Annotated in this window: 23 protein-coding genes, 3 tRNA genes and 1 pseudogene; 15 read left to right on the forward strand and 12 right to left on the reverse strand. The window is 57.2% G+C overall.

The window, feature by feature from the left end; all coding sequences use genetic code 11:
• Window positions 1-40: 40 nt before the first annotated feature.
• The gene (locus tag EA798_RS08405) at window positions 41-385 is read left to right on the forward strand and encodes a YggL family protein (RefSeq protein WP_038659234.1); all 345 of its coding nucleotides are present in this window, start codon (window positions 41-43) and stop codon (window positions 383-385) included.
• Here the strand turns inward: EA798_RS08405 and EA798_RS08410 are convergent.
• From EA798_RS08410 to EA798_RS08435, 6 genes are all read right to left on the reverse strand, one after another.
• The gene (locus EA798_RS08410) at window positions 369-1,460 is read right to left on the reverse strand and encodes an FUSC family protein (protein ID WP_122098632.1); all 1,092 of its coding nucleotides are present in this window, start codon (window positions 1,458-1,460) and stop codon (window positions 369-371) included. The genes EA798_RS08405 and EA798_RS08410 overlap by 17 nt on opposite strands.
• A gap of 5 nt (window positions 1,461-1,465) precedes the next feature.
• Window positions 1,466-2,797, reverse strand: coding sequence for a deoxyguanosinetriphosphate triphosphohydrolase (locus EA798_RS08415; protein WP_122098633.1), 1,332 nt, complete (start codon window positions 2,795-2,797; stop codon window positions 1,466-1,468).
• A gap of 168 nt (window positions 2,798-2,965) precedes the next feature.
• Window positions 2,966-3,286, reverse strand: a complete 321-nt coding sequence (locus EA798_RS08420; RefSeq protein WP_122098634.1) for a hypothetical protein — start codon at window positions 3,284-3,286, stop codon at window positions 2,966-2,968.
• Window positions 3,283-3,663, reverse strand: coding sequence for a phage holin family protein (locus tag EA798_RS08425; RefSeq protein WP_106158491.1), 381 nt, complete (start codon window positions 3,661-3,663; stop codon window positions 3,283-3,285). Before EA798_RS08425 ends, EA798_RS08420 begins: the two co-directional genes overlap by 4 nt.
• A 14-nt stretch (window positions 3,664-3,677) precedes the next feature.
• Entirely contained in the window at window positions 3,678-4,079 is a 402-nt protein-coding gene (locus EA798_RS08430; RefSeq protein ID WP_015276794.1) for an ElaB/YgaM/YqjD family protein, read from the reverse strand.
• A 218-nt stretch (window positions 4,080-4,297) separates the two neighbouring features.
• Window positions 4,298-5,572: an OprD family porin gene (locus tag EA798_RS08435; protein WP_122098635.1), complete on the reverse strand. Its 1,275-nt coding sequence runs from the start codon at window positions 5,570-5,572 to the stop codon at window positions 4,298-4,300.
• 409 nt (window positions 5,573-5,981) lie between these two features.
• Between EA798_RS08435 and EA798_RS08440 the strand changes: the two genes are divergently transcribed.
• Complete coding sequence (locus EA798_RS08440) at window positions 5,982-6,230, forward strand: glutaredoxin family protein (protein ID WP_122098636.1); 249 nt, start codon at window positions 5,982-5,984, stop codon at window positions 6,228-6,230.
• A 75-nt stretch (window positions 6,231-6,305) separates the two neighbouring features.
• Here the strand turns inward: EA798_RS08440 and EA798_RS08445 are convergent.
• The 3 genes from EA798_RS08445 to mobA all read right to left on the reverse strand — a co-directional run bounded on the left by EA798_RS08445 (window position 6,306) and on the right by mobA (window position 7,412).
• Window positions 6,306-6,382, reverse strand: a tRNA-Pro gene (locus tag EA798_RS08445).
• Between the two features lie 153 nt (window positions 6,383-6,535).
• On the reverse strand, window positions 6,536-6,757 hold the full coding sequence (locus EA798_RS08450) for a YgdI/YgdR family lipoprotein (protein ID WP_106158494.1): 222 nt from the start codon (window positions 6,755-6,757) through the stop codon (window positions 6,536-6,538).
• A gap of 46 nt (window positions 6,758-6,803) precedes the next feature.
• On the reverse strand, window positions 6,804-7,412 hold the full coding sequence (gene mobA / locus EA798_RS08455; RefSeq protein WP_122098683.1) for a molybdenum cofactor guanylyltransferase MobA: 609 nt from the start codon (window positions 7,410-7,412) through the stop codon (window positions 6,804-6,806).
• Between the two features lie 207 nt (window positions 7,413-7,619).
• On the opposite strand from mobA, the gene EA798_RS08460 reads away from it, so the two are divergent.
• Complete coding sequence (locus EA798_RS08460) at window positions 7,620-8,648, forward strand: acyltransferase family protein (RefSeq protein WP_106158495.1); 1,029 nt, start codon at window positions 7,620-7,622, stop codon at window positions 8,646-8,648.
• Between the two features lie 74 nt (window positions 8,649-8,722).
• On the opposite strand, the gene EA798_RS08465 is transcribed toward EA798_RS08460, so the two are convergent.
• On the reverse strand, window positions 8,723-9,031 hold the full coding sequence (locus EA798_RS08465) for an I78 family peptidase inhibitor (protein ID WP_122098637.1): 309 nt from the start codon (window positions 9,029-9,031) through the stop codon (window positions 8,723-8,725).
• A gap of 204 nt (window positions 9,032-9,235) precedes the next feature.
• Here EA798_RS08465 and EA798_RS08470 point away from each other — a divergent pair, with 204 nt between their 5' ends.
• Together EA798_RS08470 and EA798_RS08475 are read left to right on the forward strand one after the other, a co-directional pair.
• Window positions 9,236-9,637 (forward strand): PA2779 family protein, encoded by a 402-nt coding sequence (locus EA798_RS08470; protein ID WP_106158497.1) that lies wholly within the window; start codon window positions 9,236-9,238, stop codon window positions 9,635-9,637.
• On the forward strand, window positions 9,634-10,587 hold the full coding sequence (locus tag EA798_RS08475; RefSeq protein ID WP_122098638.1) for a PA2778 family cysteine peptidase: 954 nt from the start codon (window positions 9,634-9,636) through the stop codon (window positions 10,585-10,587). The genes EA798_RS08470 and EA798_RS08475 overlap by 4 nt, the downstream gene beginning before the upstream one ends.
• Before the next feature lie 2 nt (window positions 10,588-10,589).
• Here the strand turns inward: EA798_RS08475 and EA798_RS08480 are convergent, their stop codons facing one another.
• A complete protein-coding gene (locus tag EA798_RS08480; protein WP_122098639.1) occupies window positions 10,590-11,873 on the reverse strand; it encodes an NAD(P)/FAD-dependent oxidoreductase in 1,284 nt (427 codons plus the stop codon).
• A gap of 168 nt (window positions 11,874-12,041) precedes the next feature.
• Here EA798_RS08480 and EA798_RS08485 point away from each other — a divergent pair.
• The 10 genes from EA798_RS08485 to EA798_RS08530 all read left to right on the forward strand — a co-directional run bounded on the left by EA798_RS08485 (window position 12,042) and on the right by EA798_RS08530 (window position 19,873).
• Window positions 12,042-12,118 (forward strand) — tRNA-Val (locus tag EA798_RS08485).
• 229 nt (window positions 12,119-12,347) lie between these two features.
• The gene (gene thrS / locus EA798_RS08490) at window positions 12,348-14,270 is read left to right on the forward strand and encodes a threonine--tRNA ligase (protein ID WP_122098640.1); all 1,923 of its coding nucleotides are present in this window, start codon (window positions 12,348-12,350) and stop codon (window positions 14,268-14,270) included.
• Window positions 14,270-14,821 carry a translation initiation factor IF-3 gene (infC, locus tag EA798_RS08495; protein ID WP_180983564.1) on the forward strand — a complete coding sequence of 184 codons (552 nt, stop codon included), beginning with the start codon at window positions 14,270-14,272 and terminating at the stop codon, window positions 14,819-14,821. Before thrS ends, infC begins: the two co-directional genes overlap by 1 nt.
• Window positions 14,822-14,883: 62 nt before the next feature.
• The gene (gene rpmI / locus EA798_RS08500; protein WP_003298367.1) at window positions 14,884-15,078 is read left to right on the forward strand and encodes a 50S ribosomal protein L35; all 195 of its coding nucleotides are present in this window, start codon (window positions 14,884-14,886) and stop codon (window positions 15,076-15,078) included.
• 27 nt (window positions 15,079-15,105) lie between these two features.
• Window positions 15,106-15,462: a 50S ribosomal protein L20 gene (gene rplT, locus EA798_RS08505; RefSeq protein ID WP_003282569.1), complete on the forward strand. Its 357-nt coding sequence runs from the start codon at window positions 15,106-15,108 to the stop codon at window positions 15,460-15,462.
• 174 nt (window positions 15,463-15,636) lie between these two features.
• The gene (gene pheS / locus EA798_RS08510) at window positions 15,637-16,653 is read left to right on the forward strand and encodes a phenylalanine--tRNA ligase subunit alpha (RefSeq protein ID WP_122098684.1); all 1,017 of its coding nucleotides are present in this window, start codon (window positions 15,637-15,639) and stop codon (window positions 16,651-16,653) included.
• A 36-nt stretch (window positions 16,654-16,689) separates the two neighbouring features.
• Window positions 16,690-19,068: a phenylalanine--tRNA ligase subunit beta gene (pheT, locus tag EA798_RS08515; RefSeq protein ID WP_122098641.1), complete on the forward strand. Its 2,379-nt coding sequence runs from the start codon at window positions 16,690-16,692 to the stop codon at window positions 19,066-19,068.
• Between the two features lie 3 nt (window positions 19,069-19,071).
• Complete coding sequence (ihfA, locus tag EA798_RS08520; RefSeq protein WP_003282572.1) at window positions 19,072-19,374, forward strand: integration host factor subunit alpha; 303 nt, start codon at window positions 19,072-19,074, stop codon at window positions 19,372-19,374.
• Window positions 19,355-19,711, forward strand: coding sequence for a MerR family transcriptional regulator (locus EA798_RS08525; RefSeq protein ID WP_122098642.1), 357 nt, complete (start codon window positions 19,355-19,357; stop codon window positions 19,709-19,711). Before ihfA ends, EA798_RS08525 begins: the two co-directional genes overlap by 20 nt.
• An 85-nt stretch (window positions 19,712-19,796) precedes the next feature.
• Window positions 19,797-19,873 (forward strand) — tRNA-Pro (locus tag EA798_RS08530).
• A gap of 71 nt (window positions 19,874-19,944) precedes the next feature.
• On the opposite strand, the pseudogene EA798_RS20750 reads toward EA798_RS08530, so the two are convergent.
• A pseudogene (locus EA798_RS20750) lies at window positions 19,945-20,189 on the reverse strand (tyrosine-type recombinase/integrase); the annotation flags it as partial.
• Window positions 20,190-20,270 lie beyond the last annotated feature (81 nt).

Below are 20,270 nucleotides of genomic sequence, written 5' to 3' on the forward strand. Positions count from 1 at the left end.
AGAGTGCGCGCCGTCATCAAGTAGAAAAAGGATCGCTCCAATGGCTACCAATCGTTCGCGTCGCCTGCGCAAGAAACTCTGTGTCGATGAGTTCCAGGAACTGGGCTTCGAGATCAATCTCACCTATCGCGAAGGGATCGAAAGCAAGGCCGTGGATGACTTCCTCGAAGCGTTCATCAGTGAAGCGATGGAAGCAAACGAACTCGGCTATATCGGCGGTGAAGATTACGGTTTCGTGTGCCTGGGCCGCCGCGGTTCGGTCAGCGAAGAGCAGCGTGCGACGGTGGATGCCTGGCTCAAGGGTCGCAGCGAGCTGGCCGAGTACAGCGTCAGCCCGCTGATGGATGTGTGGTACCCGGAAAATCCGATCAGGGCTGAGAAGTAGTCTGCTCACCTGATCGCTGCGCTGCGAGCTGGGCTTTCCTGCGTGAACGCCTGGCCAGCAGCATCTGCAGCAGGTGCATCAGCGTTGCGATGAGCAGCGCGACGCCCACGCCGATAGCGGCGTTTATAAGGCGAATCTGCGGCAGATTCCAATCCTGAGCCAGCGTTTCCGCCAGCAGCAGGAATAGCAGGGTGGTCTGCAGCACGAACAATCCATAGTGATTAGCCTGGAATGCCCTGCCTAGCACCACCAGTGGCAGCAGAATCATCACCATCAGCGGTGGATCGGCCAGGCCGTGACCGATGTAGATAAGAATCGCCGCTGCCGCCAGAATCCCCAGGCTTGCTTGAAGCGCCCGCACCAGGCTGCGCTCCAGATCCATTTGCAGCGTGGTGAACACGGCCAGCGTCAGCCAATAGCCTCTCGGCAGCGATGCCATATTGACGATCACCCCACCGATTGCGCCGGCCAGCATGTAGGTCAGTGCATGCACTCGCCATTGGCGGATGGGCGTGCGCCGCGCATGCCGGCGTAGCACGCGCAGAATGCTCATCAATCGCGGCATGTATGGCCACATGCGCAGCCCATGCATCCCGCGCATGCCGAATGCGAGCAAAGTGACCCAGAGACCCCCGAGGGCAAAGAGCACAGCAATCGCGTAGGGGTTATTGAACTCCCCGATGCCGTATTGGCCCTGGCCCAGACACAGGCAGATCGCCAAGCCGATTCCGAGCTTTCCTGCTTCGCTGCCGTAGCGCTGCAGCCAGGCCAGCAGCAAACCGTAGAAGGCGAACAGCCCGAGACTGATCAGTGGGTGGGTCGCGGACCAGAAACCGAGTCCGGCACTACCGGCGCCCAATGCAATGAGCAACAGCATGCGCAACATGCCGAACCGGTGAAGCGGGTTGGCTTTGGCTGCCTGAAATGCGCCCACGGTCGCCCAGAGGAAGCCTGGATGGCCACTGAAGAGCCCGAGCAACAAGGGCAGGGCACAACCGAAGCCGGCGACCATGGCGGCGCCCCAGGCGGGACGCCCAGGATGCCAATGGATGCTTTGTTGCAACAGGCGCTTCATGATGATCAGACCGGGCTGGAGCGGCCGGTCATTTCGCCCGCCATTTCCGTGGCGTAGCTGTCAGTCATACCTGCGATGAAGTCGATCATGCGCAGAAATGACTGATACAGCGGCAGCTCCGGGGAGGGTGCGCTTCTGCCCAGCAGGTCAAGGATTCGCTGGTTCTTGAATGAAGGGGTTCCGCCACGATGCTGCTCCAGCGCTGCACCGCAAAACGCGTTGAGCAATATTTCCAAAGTTGTGTAGGCGCCGATCTCGTGCAGGGTCTTGCGTTTGTCCTGAAAAATTTTTTGCCTGGCCATCGCCTTTGCCTGCAATACGCACTCTTTGGCCGGGCCGTGCATGTGCTCGACCAGATCTCCATGCAGCTCACCGCGGAGCAGAGCGCTCTGCTGCTCCACGAACGCGCCGGCTGCTGCATTGGTCAGGTGTTCGATTGCCTTGCCACGTAGAATCGCCAACTTGCGCCGCCTGGAATCCCGTGGGCCGAGCTGGCGATAGGTTTCTGGAATGTCATCTCCTACCAGTGCCAACAGCAGTGCCTCTACCTCGGAGTATTCCAGCAACTCCATCTCCAGACCGTCTTCGAGATCGATCAGGCCATAGCAAATGTCATCTGCTGCTTCCATAAGATAAACGAGGGGATGGCGCGCCCAGCGCTGCTCGGCAACTTGCGGCAGATTCAGCTTCTGTGCGATCTGCTCCAGTAATTGTTGCTCGTTCTGGTAGCAGCCGAACTTGTGTTTCTTGTATCCCAGCGCCTCAGCGTGGCGAGACGTCCATGGATACTTCAGATAAGTGCCGAGGGTGGCATAGGTCAGCCGCGTTCCTCCGTCGAACTGGTGATACTCCAGTTGTGTCAGCACGCGAAAACCTTGGGCGTTACCCTCGAAATTGAGGAAGTCAGCGCGCTGAGCGCCGCTCATGTCATCAAGCCATCCACGGCCTGCGGCCTGTTGAAACCAACAGCGGATCGCATCTTCGCCGGAATGGCCGAAGGGTGGGTTGCCGATGTCGTGGGCCAGGCAAGCCGACTGCACGATCATGCCCAGGTCCGCAGGGCTGCACCATTCAGGCAGGTCGTCGCGCAGTACTTCACCGACACGCATACCCAGCGATCGCCCTACGCAGCTGACTTCCAGGGAGTGCGTCAGGCGAGTGTGGATATGGTCGTTGCTGGAAACCGGGTGAACCTGGGTTTTGCGCCCGAGTCGGCGAAAGGCCCCGGAAAAAATGATGCGATCATGGTCCTTATGGAACGGGCTGCGGCCAAGTTCGTCACCACTATGAGCGGACTTGCCGAGTCGTTCGCGAGTAAGCAGCGTGTGCCAGTCCAAAGACCATCTCCATATTGCCATTAGCGGGCTGGTGCAAAACTACCATAACTGCCGAGCGCTGACCGGTACTAACGTATCTGCGCCGAGCGGACGACGCCGCGCGTCCCGCTTCCGCCCGCAGGCGGAGAAGGAATCGCGCTAGTTTTGCGGAGGGACTGATCCAGTGTGCTAGTGCAGCTTTTCCCGCAGCTTTTGCTGGCCCTTGATCAGCGGATACAGCGTTAACGCAACGCGAGCTAACTTGCCTACCTTGCCCATCCGACGGCCGAACAAGGCCAGTACCACAGTAGCGGCCACCATCAATGGGCCTTTACCCGAGGATGGCTTACTGGATGAGCGCCGCGAAGTCACGAAGTTCTTAATCTGATGCAATGGATGAGAAAGGGGCTGCGCATGATAGAGCATCTGTTGGCGGTGCATCTCCATTCGCAGGCGCACCAGATCCTTGCGCATGCTCAGCTCATTCGATGTGCTCAATGGACGGCTCATGGCAGTAAACGCTCCCGGTTGCGCTCCAATTCTTCGAGGGTCGCCTGAAACGGTGCAGCACATTGCTTTGCAAGCGCGATGGCGCGGCTGATGCAGACACCCATTACAACCGCATAGACGGCACACAGAGCCAGGATTGCCGTGATTCGGTGGGTATCCCAGAACGCGATAACAATCGCTGCTGAAAGACCAACCAGAATCAACAGACCAAGAATGAGGCTGACGCCGGCCAGCAGAAACAGCCGGAACGTCCGCGCTTTCTCTTCCTGTACTTCGATGCCGACAAGCTCTAGGTGCCCTTGCAGCAGACCGACAAACGCGCCGCCCAGCTTCTTCAGCGATGGCTTAGGCGCCTCAGCGCCGGGCTTTGCTTCCATTGGTAGCTCTCCCATCAACGACGTGTAATCAGACCCAGGAGAAAACCAACACCGGCAGCAATGCCGATCGATTGCCAAGGATGCGTATGCACGTACTCTTCCGTGCATTGAATGGCGGCCTGCCCTTGATCTCGCATCGAGCCCTCACGCTCTTTGAGCATTTCCCGGGCCTTCGCGATATTCGCATTGATCTTGCTGCGCAGCTCTTCGGTCTGGCCGCCGGCTGTTTCCTGGGTATGCTTGAGTAGTCGCTCGGTGTCGCCAATCAGAGTATGGAACTCCTCGATCAGGGCATTCTGTGCTGCCTGTAGATTGCGACGATGGGCCGATGTATCGATAAGGGGGCGGGTGCTCCCAGCAGGGCCCTCGGGGATTGGGGTGTTATCGCTGGTGCCGAAAGTGGATTCGGTAGACATTCGCAGCTCCTTCTTGAAACTCGCAGGGACGGAAGGTCCCGTTGCCTCAGGTTTCGAGCGCGGAGTCGTTGTAAAGGTTCCCCGTTTCGTTACTCCAGCGGAAAGGGCTTGGGTCGCAGTTAGAAAGCGTACTGCGGCAGACAGGCCGCTAATAAACTGCTGGCAAAAGAAAACCCGCCGAAGCGGGTTCTCTTATTACTGCACCATACCTACCGCAATTACATCAGCGGAATGGTGTAGCTGACGATCAGACGGTTTTCGTCGACGTCGTTGTTGGCGGCAATATTGCCCCGGGCAGTCGCGTTACGCCATTTCACGTTCAGGTTCTTCAGAGTACCTTCCTGGAAGGTGTATCCGATGTCCATGTCGCGTTCCCAGATCTTGCCTTCGGACTGACCTGCACCACGCTCCACGTTATCGCCTGTTACATAGCGGGTCATGAAAGTCAGGCCAGGAATGCCGACAGACGCGAAATTGAAGTCGTAGCGTGCTTGCCAGGATTTCATGTCCGCAATCGCGAAATCATTGATCTGGACATAGTTGACCAAATACGGATCAGTGACTTCTCCGACATATGCGAAACCAGTATCACCACTCATCTTCTGGTAGCCGAGACCAAAGCTGTGGCCGCTAAGCGAGTAGGTGAGCATGGCACCTAATGCGCGGTTGTCGACGTTGGAAGAGCCGTCTTCAGAAGAGCGAGCGTAGCGCAGATCGGTCTTGAGGGATTGCTTGTCACCCAGCGGCAGTATATGCACCAAGTTGGTCGAGTGCTGCTTATAGACTTCTTCCAAGTTGCTGTAGTAGTAAGACGCTGTTAGGTCATTAGTTAGCTTATAGCTGGCCCCTGCGAAGATGAAATCATCCACATCGCTAGAATCGATAGCTGTTTCGCCTACCGCTGCACCTTTGCCGCCATAAGCTAGAGCTTCGTTATTGGACGAGTTGCGATGGTTAGCGCGGTTCAGATAGCCACCATCCAGCGTCAAGCCCTGGATTTCTTTGGAGACGATCTGCGCCCCTTGGAAGGTTTGCGGGAGCAGACGAGAGTCGCTCGACGAGATTGCCATGTTCTTAAGCTGCAGAGTGCCGACTTTCAGCACGGTTTCGGACACCTTGGCTTTTGCGGCCAAGCCAAGCATCGAGTAATCGTCTGCAGATCCGTCGCCGTCGGCAGGCAGCAGTCCAGAGCCGGTGCGACCGCCGCCCGAATCAAGCTTGACACCCAGCAGGCCGAGTGCATCGACACCGAAGCCAACGGTGCCCTCGGTATAACCGGATTCGACGCGCAGCAGGAAACCCTGAGCCCACTCTTCTGCTTTGCTGTTTTCGGTGCTGGCAACTTCGCGGAAATCACGATTGAAATAGAAGTTACGCAGTTCCAGACCAGCCTTGGTGTCTTCGATGAAGGCGGCTTGGGCCATGGTTGGGATAGCCAGTGTTGCTCCCAGTGTGGCGAGGGCCACGCCCCGGGCGATGGGGGTCTTGAGCATTTCTTATTTCTCCTCGTTGGATGATGCTCTGAAGTCGCTCTTTACGGCGCCATGCAATAAAACATTACAGAGGTTTTTCAACCTTTAGACTTTAGTCGCCAAGCCTTCCAAGTCAACGTGCTAGACGGTCGCAGGCCGAGCGCCCAGTTCTGGCAGTCGGCTTTAAATCGAACATCACTTGAGGGTGGCGATTAAAGACTAAAGGGTGTACCGGACAATCTGTGTTGCCGCGGGTCGCAGCATCCTAGCGTTTTGCTCGGGCGGAGTCGAATCAAGCTCGCATAATTGCCTGACGACTGGGGTGGAATTCACACTTTTCCAGGCGTCACGCGGCAACGGTTAGCCAGTAATACCGGCGCTGCAATTGAGCCTTGCTAGAATCATCGAGCCGACATAGCGAGAATTTCAGATGTTGCCAGAATGCCAACTTTTCGGGACCTTGGGCTGCCACCTCTGCGAGCAGGCGGAGGAAGTGCTTATGCCTTTGGTCGAACACGGCCTGCTTGTCGAGTTAATGGATATCGCTGAACGCCCCGAGTGGGTCGAGCATTACGGTCTGCGCATACCAGTACTCCGTCGCATCGACACTGGCGCCGAGCTGGATTGGCCGTTTGAGCCAGAGCAGGTGGTGGGCTTTCTTCAGATCCCTGGCAGCTAGGCGAAAACAGCAGGCATAAAAAAACCGGCTGATTTAGCCGGTTTTTTCGTTCCGCTCAAACTGAGCGGCGGGATTTGGTCGGAGCGACTGGATTCGAACCAGCGACCTTCTCGTCCCGAACGAGACGCGCTACCAAGCTGCGCTACGCTCCGAAGATGGCGCGCATTCTACAGAAAAAGTTTTGTTGCACAAGGTGTTAGGCGGGATTTTTTTGGAGCGGGGCGCTAATAGAGGAAGCGTTCGGCGGGGCGGTTGGGGCGCCGCGCTGCAAGCCGTTGGTTCGGTTTGGCGCGGCGGCTCTCTGATCAGAGTTCTCGAACGGTGCGTACCTGGTCCTTGTTCACCTTGCCTGGTTTACCATCGATCTGCTCGTACTCATAGAAGCCCGACTCATCATCATAATCAGGGCGGTCCAGTGTCTGGATTTCACGGCCGTCGTTGAGGGTGATCACGCTCGGATTGGAGCAGCCGGCCAGGACGCCGAAGCTCAGCGCAAGGACAAGAGCGGAAAGTTTGAATGACTGCATGACGCTGTTCCTTCTGCGGTTTTCGATACCCATCCGACGAGGCGCACTAGCATGAAGTTCCCGTACTTGCTTTGGCCATCTCGAGCAGTGCCGGCGTGTTGAGATTGGCGAGGCGTGGGTCGCCTGGCTGAATTCCGAGCTCGACCGCTCCGAGCTGAAGCAGAACGCGTTGCGGGCTGCGCTCACCGCCATGCCAGCAAGCCTCGATCTGTCCACGCAGGTTGGTTGGGATAATGCTGAACAGGGGCTCCCAGTGGTCCCCACAGCGGAGCATTAGAGGCCTGTCCGGTGTTTCGGTTGCAGTTGAGTACAACGATTGCAACAAAGGTCGATCAATCAGTGGTGTGTCGCACGGGAGCACAAGCATCCAGCGGTTGTGTGCGGCTGCAAGGCCTGCGCAGATCCCTGCGAGTGGTCCAGGGAATCCTTCAACCTCGTCAGCTATCAGGCGGTCTGCATACATGGCATAGCGTGACTGATTGCGGTTGCACGACACCAACAGCTCGTCGGTCAACGGCCGAACGACATCGTGTAGCCATTCGATTAGTGGGCGGCCCTGCCAGTTGATCAGGCCCTTATCCTGCCCGCCCATGCGCTGCCCGCGACCGCCGGCCAGAAGCAGAATGGAGCAGGACGAAAAGGCAGGGGCAATCATTGGAGCGCTCCGAAAAAGGTCCGTATAGCACTGCATCCAGCTGGCAGCAATTGCCTGCTTGCCAGATTTGCAGCTGCGGCAGGGGTGGTGTGTCAGGCCGAGCCCTCCGGTAAACAAACCCGAAAAGCTGTTGTCTATCTCCTCCATCCGCTTTTTTCCAAGAGGCGGATGCCGCCTGCTTATTGGCCGACAAAGGAGAACAAGCACATGCAGGAGAGAAACGTTTGGGTTGATTATGCCAAGGCGATCGGGATTATCCTCGTTGTCTACGGGCATGTCGCACGAGGTGTCTTCAATGCGGGGCTGCCAATGGATGAGGCCGAATTCGTGTTGGTAGACAGCATCATCTATAGCTTTCACATGCCGCTGTTCTTTTTCCTTTCTGGATTGTTCTTCTTCGATTCGCTGCAGAAGAGGGGGCGTGGCGGGCTGATCGTCAACAAAGTCGACACAATCGTTTATCCATTTATTGTCTGGTCCCTGCTGCAGGGGTTGTTCGAGGTTGGAATGTCCAACTATACGAACGGGCAGGTCACCTTGGCCGAGGTCTTCTCGCTGCTATGGATGCCAAGAGCTCAATTCTGGTTTCTTTATGCGCTATTTCTGGTTTTCGTCGTCTGTACCTTCCTTTATGCACGCGCGGATCGTCGGTATTTTCTGCCGTTCGTGGTGCTTTTCGGGGTGCTGTTCGTGTTTCAGCAGGAGCTGACGGTCAACCAGATGACGCGCTTCATTCTAGGGAACACGGTGTTCTTCGCCTTAGGCGTCTGGTTCAACGAAGTAAAAGCCTTCTTCTTGGCGCGCTACACCCAGTTGACTTTGTTCTTCGGTGCCTTGTTCGTGGTAGGGCAGTATCTATTCCACGTGACGTTTGGAATGAATTACGTCGATGGTGGCCTGCCAGTGTTGGCGCTTGCCACGGTATCCATTTTCTTCATGATCGCATTGTCGATGTGGCTGGGTCAGTTCCGGGTCGACTGGTTCCTGTTCATCGGTGCTTCATCGATGACGATTTATCTGATGCACATTCTGGCGGGCAGCGGTGTGCGCGTCATACTCAGCAAGTTCCTTGGTATCGACTCGATTGCCGCGCATCTCATAATCGGAACGTTGATAGGTATCGCCGCCCCGCTATTCGCGCAGGTCATTATCGACCGCTTCAAGCTGCATTTTCTGCTCACGCCACCCAAGCGGATCTCCGCATCCCATCTGCGGATGCGAAAGGCGATGGCATAGCGGGTTTCGCCGGTTGCCGCTCAGCACTGGATAGTGTGGGCGGTAACCGTGGTTGCTGTCTTTTTTTGAAAACCCTAGCCGCAGCTGATTCGCTCAATGGTCATATCCGCGCCCGTATTGATGTTCAGGCGTCTGGAGTCATATTCGAGCGTGACGATATCGTCGGGCCCGAGTATGCGCCCGGTACTCGCCCCTGACCGTTTCTTGGCTTCTTCCAGCAGCGCGGGTGTTGCGGTTTTGCCTATGAGATTGCGCACCGCTTCGGCGTTGCAAGTGGTCGGTGCCTGGCTAAGCTCTGCCGGCGGGGAGGCTGTGGATTGGCAGCCGGCCGAAAGTACCGTCGCCGCCAGCAGTGTAGGTATGGACAGTTTGAGTAGATGCACGTTTTCTCCTTATTCGATCGTTTTTTTCAATCGCAACTATTATCAAAGTTGCGAGCAGGTCGATAGGGCAGGGTTGGCTGTTGGCGTGACGGGGTGCGTTTAGAAAAGCAGCCAGATCGTCGGGAACCGAAACGGCGTTGGATCGTCTTATCGTCTGATGGCGCTTTGCAATCCTCAGTTGACGAAAACAAGGAGTTTCCCGCTATGTTCACTTCCCCACTACTCAAGCGAGTTGCGACGGTACTGGCTGCACTGCACATTCTTCTGGTAGCACAGATCCCCCTTGCTCAGGCCGCGATGATCGGTACGCCGGAGGTCGTCGCCGAGCATCAGCAGCAGGTGGATCGGCAACAGCTGCTGACCATGCTCGATGATCAGGATGTGCAAAAGAAGCTCGTGTCCATGGGTGTTGATCGCGATCAGGTCGAGAAGCGAATCAATGGTCTGACGGCCGCCGAATTGGCCCAGTTCAATCAGCAGCTCGACCAGGCGCCGGCTGGTGCCGGGGTGGTGGGCGTGATCGTATTGTTCCTGGTGATCTTCATCATCACTGACATGCTCTGCGCCACCAACATCTTCAACTTTGTCAACTGCGTCAACCGTTGAGCGGGCGGCTACTCATACTGCTGCTTATCGGGCTGCTCGGTGGCTGCGCTCGGTCGACGGTTACGCTAGTCGACGATGCGCAGCTTCCGGCCACAGCAGAGCTGACCGAAGTACCGTTCTACCCTCAGGACGATTACCAGTGCGGGCCCGCAGCCCTGGCGACAATGCTTTCGCAGCGGGGTGTCGCCACGACGCCGGAAGCGCTGGTGGATCAGGTTTACATTCCCCAGCGCAAAGGCAGCCTGCAGGTCGAGATGGTCGCCGCGGCTCGTTCGAGCGGTCTCCTTGTGTACCCGTTGCAACCTCGTCTGGAGGATCTGCTTGCCGAAGTGGCTGCGGGTAATCCGGTGCTGGTACTGCAAAACCTTGCTTTTGATCGCTGGCCACAATGGCACTTCGCTGTGGTTGTGGGATATGACCTCTCGCAACAGCAAATTGTGCTGCGCTCCGGCACTACTAGGCGTTGGGTGGGTAGCTTCCGAGAGTTCGATCGGTCCTGGGCGAAGGCCGAGCGTTGGGCCGTGGTGACGCTGAGTGCTGATCAGGTGCCGCATACGGCACGAGAGACGGTTTGGCTGCGCAGTGCAAGCGATCTTGAGGAAGTGGGGCAGGTCCGTGCTGCTCGCATTGCATACGAGGCGGCCGTGAAGCGCTGGGATTCGGCTCTCTCAAGGTTCGCTCTAGCGAATAGTCAGTACGCTGCAGGCGAAAAGTCAGCGGCTGAAGAGTCCTTGCGCGCCAGCGTGCGATTGGATCCCGGCTTTGCCATCGGTTGGTTCAACCTTTCACAGGTTCTAGCTGAGCAGGGTTGCGGCTCCGGTGCCCAGGAGGCACGAGATTGCGCGATACGACTGGCTCCAGATGACAAACGTTTCAGGGCTGCGCTGCCAGCGCAACAAGAAAGGCGAGCGACTGAATGTCTGCCGAGCCCGCCTTGCTCTGTGCGCTGACTTCAGAAGCCGAGTCTGTCGCGCAGGTTGTAGTACATCGCACCGAGTGCGCTGAGTGGGACTTGAAAGCGCTGCCCGCCGGGGAATGGGTAATGGGGCAGGCTCGCGAACGCATCGAACCTCTCTGCCTGACCGCTTATTGCCTCGGCTAGCACCTTTCCCGCAACGTGCGTGTAGGTGACGCCATGACCGCTGCAACCCTGCGAGTAGTAGATGTTACTGCCCAGTCGTCCGACCTGGGGCAGCCGCGAGAGCGTCAGCAGGAAGTTGCCCGTCCAGGCATAGTCAATCTTCACCTTTTCCAGTTGTGGGAAGGTTTTCAGCATTTTGGGTCGAATGATCGATTCGATATCGGCAGGGTCCCGTGCGCCATAGACGACGCCACCGCCATAGATCAGGCGCTTATCGGCCCCGATTCGATAATAGTCGAGCAGGTAATTGCAATCCTCAACACAGTAGTCCTGTGGCAGAAGGCTGTGCGCAAGCTCTTCGGTCAGTGGTTCGGTTGCTATCACTTGCGTGCCGCAGGGCATCGACTTGGCTGCCAGCTCAGGAACCAGATTGCCCAGATAGGCGTTGCCTGCAACCACTACGAATTTCGCGCGAACGGTTCCCATGGGTGTATGCACCAGCGGTGTTTCGCCTCGCTCGATACGAATGGCGGGAGAGTGCTCGTGGATGGCTCCGCCTAGCGATTCGACGGCAGCGGCTTCGCCGAGCGCAAGATTGAGCGGATGGATATGGCCGCCGTGCTTGTCGAGCATGCCGCCGATATATCGGTCGCACGCAACCACTTGCCGTATGCCTTGATCATCCAGCAACTCCAGATGTGGATAGCCGTATCGTTCCCAGAGGGCTTTCTGTGTTTCGAGGTGACGCATCTGCTTCTGATTGAAAGCAGCGAATACGCCCCCGTCTTTTAGGTCGCATTGAATGCCGTAGCGCGCGACTCGTTCGCGGATAATGCGACCGCCTTCGAACGCCATTTCACCGATCAGCTTCGCTGCTGCGGCGCTGGCGGTGCGCTCAATGCTATCCAGGTCGCGGCTATAACTATTGACGATCTGGCCGCCGTTCCGTCCGGATGCGCCGAAGCCAACTTTCGCAGCTTCCAGCACGACCACGCTGTACCCTTTTTCGAGCAGGAAAAGAGCGGTGGACAAGCCGGTATATCCTGCGCCGATCACGCACACGTCCACCTGCTTGTTGTCCTGAAGTTCGGATCGGGCAGACGCGGAATTAGCGGTGGCTGCATAGTAGGAAGCTGGATATCCCTTGTTCGGCATACTGGATGCTCCGTTCTGAATATTTTACGCATGCTAGCGTTTAACGTCGCAGCTCGCCAGGCTGCCAGCCTGATGCGCATGTATTTTCAAATTTTCCAAATATCAGTGAGTTAGGAGAAAAAAGCGCTTGACTCTTTTTTTTGTCGCTTTAGAATGCGCCCCCATCGAAGGCACATAGCTCAGTTGGTTAGAGCACCACCTTGACATGGTGGGGGTCGTTGGTTCGAATCCAATTGTGCCTACCAATTCGATTAAAGGGTCGCGCAAGCGGCCCTTTTTTTTGGCTTGCTTGTCAGGGCTTCGGCTTTCTGAAAGCATCGTCAGCCGTTGTTTTCTCCAGTGACTTCGGTTCGGTCGAGAATGAGCTCAACAGGTCCTGCCATTGTGCGGCAGGCTGGCTCGCCGAATCGCTTTACTGGCTCATCCCAACCCATGTGGCCTTTGGTACGGGTCACCACTAGGAGAGGAGGCGCCATGCCCACCATTACTCTTCCCGATGGCAGTCAGCGTTCGTTTGATCATCCCGTTACCGTGGCCGAAGTGGCTCAGTCCATTGGCGCCGGTCTTGCCAAAGCGACTGTGGCAGGCAAGGTCGATGGCAAGTTGGTCGATGCCTGTGATCTGATTGATAGCGATGCTGTGTTGCAGATCATCACCCCGAAGGATGAGGAAGGGCTGGAGATCATTCGTCACTCCTGCGCGCATCTGATTGGGCACGCAGTGAAGCAGCTCTATCCAACGGCGCGAATGGTTATTGGGCCGGTGATCGACGAGGGCTTCTATTACGATATTGCCTACGAGCGTCCCTTCACTCCCGATGATGTTGCTGCAATCGAGCAGCGTATGCGTGAGCTGATCGATCGTGATTACGATGTCATCAAGAAGATGACGCCACGTGCCGAAGTTATCGAAGTGTTCAGGTCTCGCGGTGAGGACTACAAGCTGCGCCTGGTCGAGGATATGCCCGACGAGCAGGCGATGGGTTTGTACTATCACGAAGAATACGTCGACATGTGCCGCGGTCCGCACGTGCCGAATACACGCTTCCTGAAGTCGTTCAAGTTAACCAAGTTGTCCGGTGCGTACTGGCGCGGCGACGCTAAGAACGAGCAGCTGCAGCGTATCTACGGTACTGCCTGGGCGGACAAGAAGCAGCTGGCAGCCTATATCCAGCGCATCGAGGAAGCTGAAAAGCGCGACCATCGCAAGATCGGCAAGCGGCTGGATCTGTTCCATACGCAGGAAGAGGCGCCGGGCATGGTGTTCTGGCATCCGAATGGCTGGACGCTTTATCAGGTGCTCGAGCAGTACATGCGTCAGGTGCAGCGCGAAAACGGATACCTGGAAATCCGAACGCCGCAGGTGGTCGATCGCGTGCTCTGGGAAAAGTCCGGGCATTGGGCCAATTACGCCGAAAACATGTTCACGACTGAATCGGAGAGCCGCGATTACGCGATCAAGCCGATGAACTGTCCTTGCCACGTGCAGGTATACAACCAGGGCTTGAAGAGCTATCGCGAGCTGCCACTGCGACTGGCGGAGTTCGGTGCTTGCCACCGTAACGAGCCATCTGGTGCGCTGCACGGCATCATGCGGGTGCGTGGCTTTACTCAGGATGATGCGCACATCTTCTGTACGGAAGAGCAGATGCAGGCCGAGTCCGCGGCGTTCATCAAGCTGACGCAGGCGGTATATGCTGATTTCGGTTTCTCAGATATCGAGCTGAAATTGTCGACTCGTCCCGAGAAGCGTGTTGGTTCGGATGACCTTTGGGATCGGGCTGAGGCGGCTCTGGCTTCGGCGCTGGAGAGTGCTGGCTTGCCTTACGATTTGCAGCCAGGCGAGGGCGCTTTCTATGGTCCCAAAATCGAATTTTCTTTGCGTGATTGTCTCGGGCGCGTATGGCAGTGCGGCACACTGCAGCTGGACTTCAATCTGCCCGTGCGCCTGGGTGCGGAGTACGTTAGCGAGAATAATGATCGTCAGCACCCGGTCATGCTGCATAGGGCGGTCCTTGGGTCCTTCGAGCGTTTCATCGGTATTTTGATCGAGCATTACGAGGGGGCTTTCCCTGCGTGGCTCGCGCCGACGCAGGCAGTGATCATGAACATCACTGACAAGCAGGCCGCTTTTGCTGCTGAAGTCGAAAAAACGCTCACCCAAAGCGGGTTTCGTGCCAAGTGTGACTTGAGAAACGAAAAGATCGGCTTTAAAATCCGCGAGCATACTTTGCTCAAGACTCCTTATCTCTTGGTTATCGGGGATCGGGAGGTTGAGACACGATCCGTTGCTGTGCGCACCCGTGAAGGCGTCGATCTGGGCTCCATGCCCCTCGAGCAGTTCGCGCAGATGTTGGCACAGGCGGTTTCCCGGCGTGGTCGCCAAGAATTGGAGTAATGACTATTAAGCGTGAAATGAGACAGGATAAACGAGCTGCACCCAAGGCCCCGATCAACGAGAATATCTCGGCTCGTGAGGTCCGTTTGATTGGTGCTGACGGCGAGCAGATTGGCATCGTCTCGATTGATGAAGCGCTGCAAGTAGCAGAAGAAGCCAAGCTGGATCTGGTTGAAATTTCCGCCGATGCGAATCCGCCGGTCTGCCGGATCATGGATTACGGCAAGCACCTGTTCGAAAAGAAGAAGCAGGTTGCTGCGGCGAAGAAGAACCAGAAGCAGATTCAGGTCAAAGAAGTAAAGTTTCGTCCAGGGACGGAAGAAGGGGACTACCAGGTCAAGCTACGCAATCTGGTGCGTTTCCTGAGTGACGGGGACAGGGCCAAGGTATCGTTGCGATTCCGCGGTCGTGAGATGGCCCATCAGGAGCTGGGGATGGAGTTGTTGAAGCGGGTCGAAACCGATCTCGCTGAATATGGCTCGGTCGAACAGCATCCGAAGATGGAAGGACGCCAGCTGATTATGGTCATCGCTCCCAAGAAGAAAAAGTAACCTCCAGGGCACTGGCAGGCCTTGCGGTTATTTGTAATCACCCACAATGTGGAGTACTGAACATGCCAAAGATGAAGACTAAAAGTGGTGCTGCGAAGCGCTTCAAGAAGACTGCTAACGGCTTCAAGCACAAGCACGCTTTCAAGAGCCACATCCTGACCAAGATGACCACCAAGCGTAAGCGTCAGCTGCGCGGTTGCTCGCAAGTGCATCCGTCCGACGTTGCAAAGGTGGAGCGCATGCTGCGCGTTCGTTGATCCGGTCAAGACTCAGAGGAATAACTCATGGCTCGTGTTAAGCGTGGCGTCGTTGCCCGTCGCCGTCACAAGAAAATTCTGAAACTCGCCAAAGGCTACTACGGTGCGCGTTCGCGCGTATTCCGCGTTGCCAAGCAGGCGGTAATCAAGGCTGGCCAATACGCCTACCGTGACCGCCGTCAGCGCAAGCGTCAGTTCCGCGCTCTGTGGATCGCCCGTATCAACGCTGGTGCTCGTGTCAACGGTCTGTCCTACAGCCGTCTGATTGCCGGTCTGAAGAAGGCGGCCATCGAGATCGACCGCAAGGTTCTGGCCGATCTGGCAGTGAACGAAAAAGCAGCCTTTGCTGCGATTGTCGAGAAAGCCAAAGCTTCTCTGGCTTAAGCCCCGGCAATCACGGATCCTCGGATTCGTTGCAAGTCATCGATAGGGGAAGAGCCTTGTGCTCTTCCCCTATTTCGTATCTGGAAGGGGCTTTTGCAAAAGTGCGCTTGGCGGCGGTCCGGCATGGGCCGACCAGTCAGTGTGGTTCTGCAAGAACCTCTGGAGGTTATGTACATGGAAAATCTGGATGCACTGGTCTCGCAAGCGCTTGAGGCCGTGCAACGAAGTGAAGACATCGGTGCTCTTGAGCAGGTCCGGGTTCAGTACCTGGGCAAGAAGGGCGAGCTGACTCAGTTGATGCAGACGCTGGGCAAGCTGTCTGCGGAAGAGCGCCCGCAGGCCGGCGCGCTGATCAATGCTGCGAAGAATCAAGTGCAGGATGTGCTCAATGCTCGCAAGGCCGATCTTGAGCAAGCTGCCCTGGGAGCGAAGCTGGCAGCCGAGCGAATCGACGTAACCCTGCCGGGCCGTGGTGAGGCGTCCGGCGGACTGCATCCAGTGACCCGCACCCTGGAACGGGTCGAGCAGTTCTTCAGCCATATCGGCTATAGCGTCGCGGAAGGCCCTGAGGTCGAAGACGACTATCACAACTTCGAAGCATTGAATATTCCGGGGCATCATCCGGCGCGGGCGATGCATGACACGTTTTATTTCAATGCCAACATGTTGCTGCGCACGCACACCTCGCCCGTGCAGGTGCGCACCATGGAGTCGCGGCAGCCGCCGATTCGTATCGTCTGTCCCGGGCGAGTCTATCGCTGCGACTCCGATATCACTCATTCGCCGATGTTCCATCAGGTCGAAGGCCTGTTGATCGACGAGGGTGTCAGTTTCGCGGACCTCAAGGGCACCATCGAGGAGTTCCTTCGGGTGTTCTTCGAGAAACCGCTAGGCGTGCGCTTTCGTCCTTCCTTCTTCCCGTTCACCGAGCCGTCTGCGGAAGTTGACATGCAGTGCGTGATGTGCAGCGGCAAGGGCTGCCGCGTATGCAAGCAGACCGGTTGGCTGGAGGTCATGGGCTGCGGCATGGTGCATCCCAATGTATTGCGGATGTCGGGAATCGATCCGGAGCGATATTCCGGTTTCGCCTTCGGCATGGGCGTCGAACGCCTCGCCATGCTGCGTTACGGCGTCAATGACTTGCGCCTGTTCTTCGACAATGACCTGCGGTTTCTCGCGCAATTTCGCTAGTGCCGCCGCCCGTCAACGCATATTTAGGAGAGCAGGATGAAATTCAGTGAACAGTGGCTGCGGAGCTGGGTCAACCCACAGGTTTCGCGTGAGGAGCTGGTCGCCCGTCTGTCCATGGTCGGGCTTGAAGTGGATGCCGTGACACCGGTTGCCGGTAGCTTCAGCGGCGTAGTCGTCGGTGAGGTGTTGGAAACGGCGCAGCATCCTGATGCCGACAAGCTCAGGGTTTGCCAGGTGAGCAATGGGCAGGAGACTTTCCAGGTCGTTTGCGGCGCGCCGAACGTGCGTCCCGGCCTGAAGATTCCTTTCGCCATGATCGGTGCCCAGTTGCCGGGCGATTTCAAAATCAAGAAGGCCAAGCTGCGTGGCGTCGAATCCAACGGCATGCTGTGCTCGGAAACCGAGTTGCAGGTCGGAGGTGACGACAGCGGCCTGATGGAACTCGCCGCCGATGCGCCGGTTGGTACAGATCTGCGCGAGTATCTCGGTCTTGATGATGTGTCTATCGAGATCGGTCTGACACCCAATCGTGGCGATTGCCTGTCCCTAGCCGGTTTGGCTCGGGAAGTCGGTGCCATCTATGGTGCCGAAGTGCATCCGGTGGAAGTCAGCGTGGCCAATGTCGCCCATGAAGATGTACGCCCGGTCGAGGTGTTGGCGCCGAAGGCTTGTCCCCGCTACCTCGGGAGAGTGATCCACAATGTCGATCTGTCACGCCCGACGCCACTCTGGATGGTGGAGCGCCTGCGCCGTTCCGATATTCGCAGTATCGATGCGGTTGTCGATGTCACCAACTATGTGATGCTCGAACTGGGCCAGCCGCTGCACGCGTTCGACCTGGATGAAGTCAAAGGCGGCATCCGGGTTCGTATGGCTGAAGAAGGCGAGAAACTGGTTCTGTTGGATGGCCAGGAAGTCTCCTTGCGCAGCGATACGCAGATCATTGCGGATCATGAGCGGCCACTCGCCATCGCCGGAGTGATGGGAGGAGAGCATAGCGGTGTCAGCGCTTGCACCCGCAGCATCTTTCTCGAGAGTGCGTTCTTCGACACGATTGCGCTGGCCGGCAAGGCACGCTCCTACGGTCTACATACGGACGCTTCGCATCGCTACGAGCGTGGCGTCGACTCGAAACTTCCGCGTCAGGCGATGGAGCGCGCGACCAGCTTGCTCCTTGATATCGTTGGCGGCGAAGCGGGCCCAATCGTCGAGGCGGTCAGTGAAGGCGATCTTCCAAATATTGCACCTGTAATTCTCCGCGCCGAACGTATTACCCAGATGCTTGGGTTGGAGCTGGACGGTACCGAAGTGGTCCGCTTGCTGACATCACTGGGACTTGCCGTGGTGGAAGAGGGTGAAGGGCGCTGGCAAGTCTCCGTCCCAAGTCATCGTTTCGACATCAGCCTTGAAATCGACCTGATCGAAGAGTTGGGCCGCCTGTACGGTTATGATCGCTTGCCGGTGCGTTACCCGCAGGCTCGTCTTGCGCCTGAGGCGAAGCCGGAAGCGCGCGCAGAGCTGCCGTTGCTGCGCCGTTTGCTGGTCGCTCGTGGTTATCAGGAGGCGATCACTTACAGTTTCATCGATCCCAAGCTCTTCGAGCTGTTCAGCCCGGGCGTGAAACCACTGGAGCTGGCCAATCCGATTTCCGCTGATATGGCGGCAATGCGCGTCTCGCTCTGGCCTGGTCTGGTGAAGGCACTGCAATACAACCTCAATCGACAGCAGTCGCGTGTACGCCTGTTCGAAGCAGGGCTGCGCTTTGTCGGCCAGCTGCCAACGCTCGAGCAGGAAGCCATGCTGGCGGGTGTGGTGACAGGTAGCCGCGAGCCTGAAGGCTGGGCGAATGCCCGCGAAGCGGTGGATTTCTTCGACGTCAAGGCTGATGTTGAAGCGCTGCTCGCATTCGCTGGCAACGGCGGCGCCTATCGATTCGTTCCTGGTGAGCATCCCGCCTTGCATCCCGGTCAAACCGCTCGGGTCGAGTGCGATGGCCGGCTGGTTGGCTTTGTTGGAAGTCTGCATCCCGAATTGGCAGGTACGCTGGGAATCGATCAGTCGGTATACCTGTTCGAGCTAAAGCTTTCCGAAATCGCCGAGGGCCGCATGCCGCAGTTCTCCGAGCTGTCGCGCTTCCCTGAGGTCCGGCGTGACCTTGCGGTCCTCGTCAATCGTGACGTCGCCGCGCAGGCTATCCTGGACTGCATTCGCGACGGTGCGGGCGAGAATCTGACGGACCTCAAGCTATTTGATGTCTATCAAGGGAAAGGTATTGATCCTCTTAGCAAAAGTGTGGCAGTCGGCTTGACCTGGCAGCACCCATCGCGCACTCTAAACGACGATGAGGTGAACGACGTAATGCAGAAAATCCTCACCTCCCTGGAAGAAAGGTTCAATGCCACGTTAAGGAAATAGCGTATGGGGGCTCTGACGAAAGCTGAAATGGCGGAACGTCTTTATGAAGAGCTGGGCTTGAATAAGCGCGAGGCCAAGGAACTGGTCGAGCTGTTTTTCGAGGAGATCCGACAGGCGCTCGAGCACAACGAACAGGTCAAGTTGTCCGGCTTCGGCAACTTCGACCTGCGCGACAAGCGTCAGCGCCCAGGTCGTAATCCGAAGACGGGTGAGGAAATTCCTATCACGGCGCGTCGTGTGGTGACGTTCCGTCCTGGTCAGAAACTCAAAGCGAGAGTCGAGGCCTATGCTGGAACCAAGTCATAACGACGAGCTTCCGTCGATCCCCGGCAAGCGCTATTTCACCATTGGTGAGGTCAGCGAACTGTGCGCGGTGAAACCTCACGTGCTGCGTTACTGGGAGCAGGAGTTTCCTCAGCTGAGCCCGGTGAAGCGTCGTGGAAACAGGCGCTACTATCAGCGGCAAGACGTGCTGATGATCCGTCAGATCCGCGCGCTTCTCTACGATCAAGGGTTCACTATCGGGGGCGCCAGGCAGCGCATGTCCGGTGACGAAGCGCGCGACGACACCACCCAATACAAACAGCTGATTCGACAGATGATTTCGGAGCTGGAGGAAGTACTGCAAGTGCTGAGGAAATAACTTTCCTTGGCGCTAAAAAACTTTCACATTTTCAGATGCTTAATGTATAGTTCGATCCGCTTTCAGCAGTGCTGGCAGCATTTGTCGGGGCGTAGCGCAGCCTGGTAGCGCACTTGCATGGGGTGCAAGGGGTCGAGTGTTCGAATCACTCCGTCCCGACCAAAATAACTCCACGACTTAGGTCAGCTCAGAGATGAGCTGGCCTTTTTCGTTTCAGGGGCTTTTGGGACTTCTCATCCTACTTTCCTCCTCAGTATCGTCAACGCCAGTGCCCTCGAATCCGTCGCCGAAATATTGTTGGCCTCATCGATCAGTTTTCCCAGCGCCGCCGCCGAGTAGTGGGCTGGTGATGCTGCCGTTCTTGTGACCCAGACAGGACCTTACTGTCTTCCTCCGTCACCGTGCGGCGAAGCCCGCGACCGAACGTATGCTTGAGTTCATGCATGCGGATCGACGCAAAACCCGCCGGTACCGTTCGCTTGAAGCCCTGCTCGTAAATCGCGGCCGCCGCTTTCTGGCTTGATCCACTGCGGGGCTTTCATTCGAGGCCTCGGATAGG

Origin of the sequence: Pseudomonas songnenensis, from assembly GCF_003696315.1 — a bacterium.
GTDB classification, from domain to species: Bacteria; Pseudomonadota; Gammaproteobacteria; order Pseudomonadales; family Pseudomonadaceae; genus Stutzerimonas; species Stutzerimonas songnenensis.